Origin of the sequence: Palleronia salina (assembly GCF_900141995.1) — a bacterium.
Classification (GTDB): Bacteria; Pseudomonadota; Alphaproteobacteria; order Rhodobacterales; family Rhodobacteraceae; genus Palleronia; species Palleronia salina.
Genome location: NZ_FQZA01000002.1, coordinates 471,128 through 481,765, shown reverse-complemented (window position 1 = coordinate 481,765; position 10,638 = coordinate 471,128). Strand labels below are relative to the sequence as shown.

At 64.4% G+C, this 10,638-nt stretch carries 6 protein-coding genes; all 6 read right to left on the bottom strand.

Annotation, left to right across the window (positions count from 1 at the left end):
- Positions 1-33: 33 nt before the first annotated feature.
- The 6 genes from tuf to rpoC all read right to left on the bottom strand — a co-directional run bounded on the left by tuf (position 34) and on the right by rpoC (position 10,626).
- A complete protein-coding gene (gene tuf / locus BUB76_RS05315) occupies positions 34-1,209 on the bottom strand; it encodes an elongation factor Tu (protein ID WP_073127489.1) in 1,176 nt (391 codons plus the stop codon).
- 92 nt (positions 1,210-1,301) lie between these two features.
- Positions 1,302-3,443, bottom strand: coding sequence for an elongation factor G (gene fusA / locus BUB76_RS05310; protein WP_073127486.1), 2,142 nt, complete (start codon positions 3,441-3,443; stop codon positions 1,302-1,304).
- 60 nt (positions 3,444-3,503) lie between these two features.
- Positions 3,504-3,974, bottom strand: a complete 471-nt coding sequence (gene rpsG / locus BUB76_RS05305; protein ID WP_073127484.1) for a 30S ribosomal protein S7 — start codon at positions 3,972-3,974, stop codon at positions 3,504-3,506.
- Positions 3,975-3,986: 12 nt separating this feature from the next.
- Positions 3,987-4,358, bottom strand: coding sequence for a 30S ribosomal protein S12 (gene rpsL / locus BUB76_RS05300; RefSeq protein ID WP_036175706.1), 372 nt, complete (start codon positions 4,356-4,358; stop codon positions 3,987-3,989).
- Positions 4,359-4,692: 334 nt separating this feature from the next.
- Positions 4,693-6,162, bottom strand: coding sequence for a Na+/H+ antiporter NhaC (nhaC, locus tag BUB76_RS05295; protein WP_073127482.1), 1,470 nt, complete (start codon positions 6,160-6,162; stop codon positions 4,693-4,695).
- Positions 6,163-6,381: 219 nt separating this feature from the next.
- Positions 6,382-10,626 (bottom strand): DNA-directed RNA polymerase subunit beta', encoded by a 4,245-nt coding sequence (rpoC, locus tag BUB76_RS05290; protein ID WP_073127480.1) that lies wholly within the window; start codon positions 10,624-10,626, stop codon positions 6,382-6,384.
- Positions 10,627-10,638 lie beyond the last annotated feature (12 nt).

Sequence of the window (10,638 nt, the reverse complement as noted above, 5' to 3'; positions counted from 1 at the left end):
CATCCCGGCGGGGTGCGCCGGGATGCGTTCCGATTACTCGATGATCTTCGACACCACGCCGGCGCCGACGGTGCGGCCGCCTTCGCGGATGGCGAAGCGCAGTTTCTCTTCCATGGCGATCGGCGCGATCAGCTCGACGCCGAACTGCACGTTGTCGCCCGGCATGACCATCTCGGTGCCTTCGTTCAGCTGCACCGTGCCGGTCACGTCCGTCGTGCGGAAGTAGAACTGCGGGCGGTAGTTCGCGAAGAACGGCGTGTGGCGGCCGCCCTCTTCCTTGGTCAGGATGTAGGCCTCGGCCTCGAACTTCGTGTGCGGCTTCACCGAGCCGGGCTTGCACAGCACCTGGCCACGCTCGACGCCGTCACGGTCCACGCCGCGCAGCAGCGCGCCGATGTTGTCGCCGGCTTCGCCGCGGTCCAGCAGCTTGCGGAACATCTCGACACCGGTGCAGGTCGTCTTCTTGGTGTCGCGGATGCCGACGATCTCGATCTCGTCGCCCACGTTGATCACGCCACGCTCCACACGGCCGGTGACCACGGTGCCGCGGCCCGAGATCGAGAACACGTCCTCGACCGGCATCAGGAACGGCTGGTCCACGGCGCGCTCGGGCGTCGGGATGTACTCGTCCACGGCGGCCATGAGCTTCTTGATCGACTCTTCGCCGATCTCGGGGTTCTCGCCGTTCATCGCGGCCAGAGCCGAGCCCGGGATGACCGGGATGTCGTCGCCGGGATACTCGTAGGACGACAGCAGCTCGCGGATTTCCATCTCGACGAGCTCCAGCAGCTCCTCGTCATCCACCTGGTCGACCTTGTTCATGTAGACCACGATCGCGGGGATGCCGACCTGGCGGCCCAGCAGGATGTGCTCGCGCGTCTGCGGCATGGGGCCGTCGGCGGCGTTCACCACCAGGATCGCGCCGTCCATCTGCGCGGCGCCGGTGATCATGTTCTTCACGTAGTCGGCGTGGCCGGGGCAGTCCACGTGGGCATAGTGGCGGGCCTCGGTCTCGTACTCCACGTGCGCGGTCGAGATCGTGATGCCGCGGGCCTTCTCCTCGGGCGCGCCGTCGATCTGGTCGTAAGCGCGGAAGTCGCCGAAATACTTGGTGATCGCCGCGGTCAGCGTCGTCTTGCCGTGGTCAACGTGACCGATGGTCCCGATGTTCACGTGCGGTTTGTTGCGTTCGAACTTTGCCTTCGCCATTGCGTGGGCTCCTTCTTTTCGTCTGGTGGGTGGCGGGGTCGTCCCCCGCCCTACGGTGGTTGGGTAGGGCGGGGTTCACCCCGCCGCCCCGCTTATGCGTACTTGCTCTGGATCTCTTCCGAGATGTTCTGCGGAACGGGCTCGTAGTGATCGAAGAGCATGGTGAACTGGGCGCGGCCCGACGACATCGAACGCAGGTTGTTGATGTAGCCGAACATGTTGGCCAGCGGCACGAAGGCGTTGATGACGATCGCGTTGCCGCGCGTCTCCTGGCCCTGCACCTGGCCCCGCCGCGAGGTCAGGTCACCGATGATGTTGCCGGTATACTCCTCGGGGGTCACGACCTCGACCTTCATGATCGGCTCGAGCAGCTTGGCGCCGGCCTTCTTCATGGCCTCGCGCATCCACTGACGCGCTGCGATCTCGAAGGCCAGGACCGACGAGTCCACGTCGTGGAACTTGCCGTCGATCAGAGCGACCTTGAAGTCGATGACCGGGAAGCCCGCCAGCGGACCGGAGTCCATGACCGACTTCACGCCCTTCTCGACGCCGGGGATGTATTCCTTCGGCACCGCGCCGCCGACGATGCGGCTTTCGAACGAGAAGCCTTCGCCCGGCTCGGTCGGGGTGATGATCATCTTCACCTCGGCGAACTGGCCCGAACCACCCGACTGCTTCTTGTGGGTGTAGGTGTGCTCGGCTTCCTTCGACACGGTTTCACGATAGGCCACCTGCGGCGCACCGATGTTGGCCTCGACCTTGAACTCGCGCTTCAGGCGGTCGACCAGGATGTCCAGGTGAAGTTCGCCCATGCCCTTCATGATGGTCTGGCCCGACTCCAGGTCGGTCTCGACGCGGAAGGACGGATCCTCGGCCGCCAGACGCTGCAGGCCCGCGGACATCTTCTCCTGGTCGGCCTTGGTCTTGGGCTCGACCGCGATCTCGATGACCGGATCGGGGAAGGTCATGGTCTCCAGAACCACCTGCTTCTGGCTGTCGCACAGCGTGTCGCCGGTGGTCGTTTCCTTCAGGCCGGCCAGCGCGATGATGTCGCCCGCATAGGCGTTCTCGATTTCCTCGCGGTTGTTCGAGTGCATCATCATCATACGACCGATGCGCTCTTTCTTGCCCTTGGTCGAGTTCATGACCGAGTCGCCCTTGGAGAGGTGACCCGAGTAGATGCGGGTGAAGGTCAGCGAGCCCACGAACGGGTCGTTCATGATCTTGAACGCCAGCGCCGAGAACGGCTCGTCATCGTCGGCGTGCCGGGCGATGTTGCGGGTCTCGGTCTCGTCATCGGGCGAGAAGCCCATGTAGGCGGGCACGTCGAGCGGACCGGGCAGGTAGTCGATCACCGCGTTCAGCAGGGGCTGCACGCCCTTGTTCTTGAACGCCGAGCCGGCCAGCACGGGCACGAAGGACATGGACAGGGTGCCCTTGCGGATCAGCGACCGCAGGGTCGGCAGATCGGGCTCTTCGCCTTCCAGGTACTTCTCCATCGCGTCGTCGTCCATTTCGACGGCGATCTCGATGAGCTCCTGGCGCATCTCCTCGGCACGATCCTTCAGCTCGTCGCGCACGTCCTGAACGACCCAGCTGGCGCCCAGGTCTTCACCCTTCCAGACCCACTCCTTCATGGTAACCAGGTCGACGATGCCTTCCAGCTGATCCTCGGCCCCGATGGGCATCTGGATCGGCGCGGGGGTGGCACCGGTGCGGTCCTTGATCATCTTCACGCAGTTGAAGAAGTCGGCACCGATCTTGTCCATCTTGTTGACGAACACGATGCGCGGCACCTTGTAGCGGTCGGCCTGGCGCCACACGGTCTCCGTCTGCGGCTCGACGCCGGCATTGGCGTCCAGCACGGCGACGGCGCCGTCCAGCACGGCCAGCGAACGCTCGACCTCGATGGTGAAGTCCACGTGGCCGGGGGTGTCGATGATGTTGAAGCGGAAGCCGGCTTCCTCGGGCGTGTCGCCGTAGATGCCGGTCGTGGTCTTGCCGTCCTCGGTGCGGAACCAGAAGGTGGTCGTCGCGGCCGAGGTGATGGTGATCCCGCGTTCCTGCTCCTGCTCCATCCAGTCCATCGTGGCGGCGCCGTCATGGACTTCGCCGATCTTGTGGGACTTGCCGGTGTAGAACAGGATGCGCTCGGTGCAGGTGGTCTTGCCGGCATCGATGTGAGCCATGATGCCGAAGTTGCGGTAACGGGCGAGCGAATAATCGCGGGGCATAGGAGCAGTCCTTGCTTTGGTACGGTGGTCCGCCGGCGACGGCGGGAAAACCCGCCGGTCTTACCAGCGGTAGTGGCTGAACGCCTTGTTGGCGTCGGCCATCTTGTGGGTGTCTTCGCGCTTCTTCACCGCCGAGCCACGACCGTTGACGGCATCGACGAGCTCACCGGCCAGACGCTCTTCCATGGTGTTCTCGTTGCGGGCGCGGCAGGCGTTGATCAGCCAGCGGATCGCCAGCGCTTCGCGGCGCTCGGGGCGCACTTCGACGGGCACCTGGTAGGTCGCACCACCCACGCGGCGCGAGCGGACCTCGACCGACGGTTTGATGTTGTCCAGGCTCTCGTGGAAGACCTCGACGGGCGACTTCTTGAGCTTGCCTTCGACCCGATCGAACGCGTTGTAGACGATGCGTTCGGCGACGGACTTCTTGCCGTCAACCATCAGGTTGTTCATGAACTTGGTGATCACCTTATCGCCGAACTTGGCGTCGGGCAGGATCTCGCGCTTTTCGGCGGCGTGACGACGGGACATCTGTTAATCCTCTTACTTCGGACGCTTCGCGCCGTATTTCGAGCGGCGCTGCTTGCGGTCTTTGACACCTTGCGTGTCCAGCACGCCGCGCAGGATGTGGTAGCGGACACCGGGAAGGTCCTTCACACGACCACCACGGATCAGCACCACCGAGTGCTCTTGCAGGTTGTGCGATTCGCCGGGGATGTAGCTGATGACCTCGTAACCATTGGTCAGGCGCACCTTGGCGACCTTCCGCATGGCCGAGTTCGGCTTCTTCGGCGTGGTGGTGTAAACGCGGGTGCAGACGCCGCGCTTCTGGGGGCAGCCTTCCAGGTGCAGCGACTTGGAGCGTTTGACTTTCGGCTGCCGCGGCTTGCGGATCAGCTGTTGGATCGTTGGCATTCCGGTGACTTTCCTCGGTGTTGCAACATCTAATTCTCATGGGGCGCGCGCACCCCGGTTCATCTTCTTCGCTACGCCTTGCGCGTCCGCAAAACGCAATCACCGCAACGGGCGCGGGCCCTTGCGGTTGGGTCTCAGAGGATCGGGGCGCCAGGGCCCGGATCGTGACCACGTCCTTCGATTTCACAACTGGCAGGGCATCGCCCGGACGCTCAGTTCGGGGCCGTATAGAACCCGAGTCGTCGGGTGTCAACAGCGCCCCTTACCGGAGGGTAAAAGGCCGCCGGACAGCGGGACCGGGGCGGCGCGCAAGGGGCCGCCCCGGTCGAAACGGTCAGGCCGTCTGGAGATCGGCGATGTCCTCGCCGTCCGATTTCCACTTCTGCTTCTCTTCGTCCGATGCCTTGGGCGAGAAGAGGCCGGTCCAGGCGTAGAAGATGCCGATCACCGGCGAGGCCCAGCAGGCGATGGCCAGCGGGATATAGAGCAGGTTCTCGAGATCGCCGCCCATGATCCCGAGCCCCAGGGCCGAGATCACGAAGGCGCCGCCCGCGTTCCACGGGATCAGCGGCGAGATCAGCGTGCCGCCCTCCTCGATGCCGCGCGACAGGTTCAGCGTGGAATATCCCATCCCGCGATAGACCGGGCAGTACATCCGCCCCGGCAGCGCGATCGACAGGTAGGGGTCGCCCGCCACAACATTGGTGGCCGCCGCGGTCAAAGTCGCCGAGGTCTGGATGCCGGCAAAGGACTTCACGCTGGCGATGATCTTGTCGATCACGGCTTCCAGGCAGCGGGTCCGCTCCAGCGCGCCGCCGAAGCCGAGCGCCAGCAGGATGAGCGAGATGGTCCACATCATCGACTGCACGCCGCCCCGGTTCAGCAGGTTGTCGATTTCGCTCACGCCCGTTTCGATCGAGAAGCCCGAGTTGGCATAGGCAAACACCGACTTCAGCCCCTCGCCCTGAAACATGATCGCCATGAGGCCACCCGCCAGGACACCTGCGAACAGCGACGGGATCGGCGGGTTCTTGGTCACGGCAAGGGTGATGACCAGAAGCGCGGGCACCAGAAGCCAGGGCGAGATCCAGAAGGCCTCGTCCAGGCCGCTGGTGATGGCGTTGATCTGCTCGAACGATCCGCCGGCCGGGTCGATCAGCGTGTAGCCCGCGAAGATATAGACCCCCAGCGCGATCAGCATCGCGGGGACGGTCGTGGGCATCATGTTGCGGATGTGGTCGAAGACGTTCGTCCCGGTGACCGCAGGGGCCAGGTTCGTCGTGTCCGACAGGGGCGAGATCTTGTCGCCGAAGAACGCGCCCGAAACCACTGCGCCGGCAGTCCAGTAGGCGGGCACCTCGAAACCGGCGCCGATGCCCATGAGCGCCAGGCCCACGGTGCCGACCGTACCCCACGACGTGCCGAGGCTGACCGAAACGACCGCGCACAGGATCATCGCGGCGGCGAGGAATATCGACGGGTTCAGCACCAGCAGGCCGTAGTAGATCAGCGTGGGCACGGTACCCGAGGCGATCCAGACCCCGATGATCATCCCGACAACGATCAGTACCGACACCGAAGGCAGGGAAATCTTGACCACGTGGAACAGCCCGTCCTCGATGCTGTCCCAGTCATGCCCGAGATACAGCGCCACGAGGCCGGTGATGGCGATGCCGATAGCCAGCGGAATATGCGGCACGAAATTGCCGAAATAGAACAGCTGAAGCATCAGGATGGCGAGCGTCAGGACAATGGGCAGAAGCGCGAGCCCCAATCCCGGTTTGCGATATTCCTTGTTCGACATGGCCTTATCCCCTTTTTGGGTCGGTACGGTTTTTCCTCACAATTAGATAAAAGTGCGGCAGATCGGCGGTTGGGCAAACCCGATTTCAACGGGCGTTCCGACCGGAATCGGGAATTCGCCGGGAATTTGGCCTGATCGGCGCGCTATCCACCGGTTTCCGCAAAGAAAAAGGCGCCCCGCGAGGGGGCGCCTTGATCCGTCCTGTGAAGGGCCGCGTGCTTATTCGTCGCGGCTCTCGGGCGTGTCCATCAGGCCCACGTCCATGGGCTGCTCGCCCATCACCTCTTCCTCGGGCGCGGCCAGGGCGGCGGCCGCTTCGGCCTCGGCCCGGGCGGCTTTCAGCACCTTCAGGTCGCGCTCGGCCGCGATGCGGCGCACGCGCTGGGTGGCCCCGCCGGTGCCGGCCGGGATCAGGCGGCCGACGATGACGTTCTCTTTCAGGCCCACCAGCTTGTCGCGCTTGCCCTGCACCGAGGCTTCGGTCAGCACGCGGGTGGTTTCCTGGAAGGACGCCGCCGAGATGAAGCTGCGGGTCTGCAGCGACGCCTTGGTGATGCCCAGCAGAATCGGTTCGCCCTGTGCCGGACGGCCGCCCTTCTTGAGAGCCTTCTCGTTGGCCTCGTCGAACTCGGCCTTGTCCACGTGCTCGCCCTTCAGAAGCGTCGTCTCGCCCGAGTCCTGGATCTCCCACTTCTGCAGCATCTGGCGAACGATCACCTCGATGTGCTTGTCGTTGATCTTCACACCCTGCAGTCGATAGACGTCCTGCACCTCGTCGATCATGTAATCGGCCAGAGCTTCCACACCCAGGATCGACAGGATGTCATGGGGGGCGGGGTTGCCATCCATGATGTAGTCGCCCTTCTGCACGAAGTCGCCTTCCTGCACCGGGATGTGCTTGCCCTTGGGCACCATGTACTCGATCGGCTCGGCGTCGTCCTCGGCCGGGACGATGGCGATACGGCGCTTGTTCTTGTAGTCGCGACCGAATTTAACGTAGCCATCCGCCTCGGCGATGATGGCGTGGTCCTTCGGACGACGCGCTTCGAACAGTTCGGCCACACGCGGCAGACCACCGGTGATGTCCTTGGTCTTGGCGCCCTCACGCGGAATACGCGCGACCACGTCACCGGCCTTGATCTCGGCCCCCTCCTCGACGGACAGGATGGCGTCCACCGACATCGGGTACGTGACCGGGTTGCCCTGGTCGTTGCGCACCGGCTCGCCGTCTTCGCCCACGATCAGGATCTCGGGCTTCAGGTCACCGCCCTTGGGCACCGACCGCCAGTCGCTGACGATCTTCTGGGTCATGCCGGTGGCGTCGTCGGTCTCGTCCCGCACCGAGATGCCGGTGACAAGGTCGACGAAGCGCGCGGTGCCCGCCTTCTCGGCGATGATCGGCAGGGTGTAGGGGTCCCACTCGAACAGCCTGTCGCCACGGCTGATCTTGGCGCCGTCCTCGACATGCATCGTGGTGCCGTAGCCCAGCTTGTAGGTCGCACGCTCGACGCCGTTCTCGTCGATGATCGCAAGGGTCATGTTGCGGCCCATGACGATCACCTGCCCGGCGTCGTTCTTCAGGGTCTGGGCGTTGCGGTACTCGGCCACGCCCTCCTGGCCAGCTTCCTGGAAGGATTGCTGGCCACCCTGTGCCACGCCGCCGATGTGGAACGTCCGCATGGTCAGCTGGGTGCCCGGCTCGCCGATGGACTGCGCCGCGATGATGCCCACGGCTTCGCCCTGGTTCACCATCGTACCGCGCGCCAGGTCACGACCGTAGCACATGGCGCAGACGCCTTCCTCGGCCTCGCAGGTCAGCGGCGAGCGGATGCGCGCCTCGGCCAGGCCGCTGGCCTCGACCATGTCGGCCTTGCGCTCGTCGATCAGCTCGCCCTCGGCGACGATCACCTCGTCGGTGGCCGGCCTGACCAGGTCCTCGGCCGCGACACGGCCCAGCACACGCTCGCCCAGCGACGCGACGATCTCGCCGTCGTTGACGGCGGCCCGCGCGGTCACGGCCCGGTCGGTGCCGCAATCATGCATGCGAACGATGCAGTCCTGCGCCACGTCCACCAGACGACGGGTCAGGTAACCCGAGTTCGCCGTCTTCAGGGCGGTGTCCGACAGACCCTTCCGCGCACCGTGGGTCGAGTTGAAGTACTCGAGCACGGTCAGGCCTTCCTTGAAGTTCGAGATGATCGGCGTCTCGATGATCTCGCCCGACGGCTTGGCCATGAGGCCACGCATGCCGCCCAGCTGCTTCATCTGGGTGACCGAGCCACGGGCGCCCGAGTGGGCCATCATGTAGACCGAGTTCGGCTCGTTCTCGGCGCCGTTCTCGTCGGTGCCGGGAGTCGAGATGGTCGACATCATCGCCTCGGTGACCTTGTCGTTACACTTCGACCACGCATCGACGACCTTGTTGTACTTCTCACCCTGGGTGATCAGGCCGTCCATGTACTGCTGCTCAAAGTCCTTCACCTGCTCGCGGGTTTCTTCCACGATCGGCCACTTCGTTTCGGGAATGACCATGTCGTCCTTGCCGAAGCTGATGCCGGCCTTGAACGCCTCGCGGAAGCCCATGGTCATGATCTGGTCGCAGAAGATGACCGACTCCTTCTGGCCGCAGTAGCGGTAGACGGTGTCGATGACCTGCTGCACTTCCTTCTTGCGCAGCAGACGGTTGACCAGGTCGAAGGGCGCCTTGGCATTCAGCGGCAGAAGCGCGCCCAGGCGCACGCGGCCCGGCGTGGTTTCGAACCGCACCATCACCTCGTTGCCCTCGTCGTCGATCTGCGGCAGCCGCGCCTGGACTTTGGCGTGCAGGTGCACCTCGCCCGCGTCGAGGGCGTGCTGCACCTCGTCCACGTTCGAGAAGATCATGCCTTCGCCCTTCATGCCCTCGCGCTGCATCGTGATGTAGTACAGGCCCAGGATCATGTCCTGCGACGGCACGATGATGGGCGCGCCGTTGGCGGGCGACAGCACGTTGTTGGTCGACATCATCAGGACGCGCGCTTCCAGCTGGGCTTCCAGCGACAGCGGGACGTGCACGGCCATCTGGTCGCCGTCGAAGTCGGCGTTGAAGGCCGAGCAGACCAGCGGGTGAAGCTGGATCGCCTTGCCTTCGATCAGCACCGGCTCGAACGCCTGGATGCCCAGGCGGTGCAGGGTCGGTGCCCGGTTCAGCATGACCGGGTGCTCGCGGATGACCTCGTCGAGGATGTCCCAGACCTCGGGACGCTCTTTCTCGACCAGCTTCTTCGCCTGCTTCACGGTCGACGACAGGCCCTTCGCCTCGAGCCGCGAGTAGATGAACGGCTTGAACAGTTCGAGCGCCATCTTCTTCGGCAGCCCGCACTGGTGCAGCTTCAGCTCGGGGCCGGTCACGATGACCGAACGGCCCGAGAAGTCGACGCGCTTGCCCAGCAGGTTCTGGCGGAACCGGCCCTGCTTGCCCTTCAGCATGTCCGACAGCGACTTCAGCGGGCGCTTGTTGGCGCCGGTGATGACGCGGCCGCGGCGGCCGTTGTCGAACAGGGCGTCGACGGATTCCTGCAGCATCCGCTTTTCGTTGCGGATGATGATATCAGGCGCGCGAAGCTCGATCAGGCGCTTCAGGCGGTTGTTGCGGTTGATGACGCGGCGATACAGGTCGTTCAGGTCCGAGGTCGCGAAGCGGCCACCGTCCAGCGGAACCAGCGGGCGCAGCTCGGGCGGGATGACGGGAACGACGGTCAGCACCATCCATTCCGGGCGGTTGCCGGATTCGATGAAGTTCTCGACGATCTTCAGGCGCTTGATGATTTTCTTGGGCTTCAGTTCGCCGGTGGCTTCCTTCAGCTCCTCGCGCAGGCGCTCGGCCTCGGCCTCGAGGTCGATCATCGCCAGCATCTCACGGATGGCCTCGGCGCCGATATTGGCGGTGAAGGCGTCCATGCCGTACTGGTCCTGGGCGTCCATGAACTCTTCCTCGGTCAGCATCTGACCGTAGGTGAGATCCGTCAGGCCCGGCTCGATCACCACGTAGTTCTCGAAGTAGAGAACCCGCTCGAGGTCGCGCAGGGTCATGTCCAGCATCAGGCCGATGCGCGAGGGCAGCGACTTGAGGAACCAGATGTGGGCGCAGGGCGCGGCCAGCTCGATGTGGCCCATGCGCTCGCGACGGACCTTCTGCAACGTCACCTCGACGCCGCACTTCTCGCAGACGACGCCGCGATACTTCATGCGCTTGTACTTGCCGCACAGGCACTCGTAATCCTTGATCGGTCCGAAGATGCGCGCGCAGAACAGGCCGTCACGCTCGGGCTTGAACGTGCGGTAGTTGATCGTCTCGGGCTTCTTGATCTCGCCGAAGGACCAGCTGAGGATCCGCTCGGGGCTCGCCAGCGATACCTTGATTTCGTCGAAGCTTTTCGGCGTCGCCATGGGCGAGAACGGGTTGGTGGTCAGTTCCTGGTTCATATTCTGTCCTAA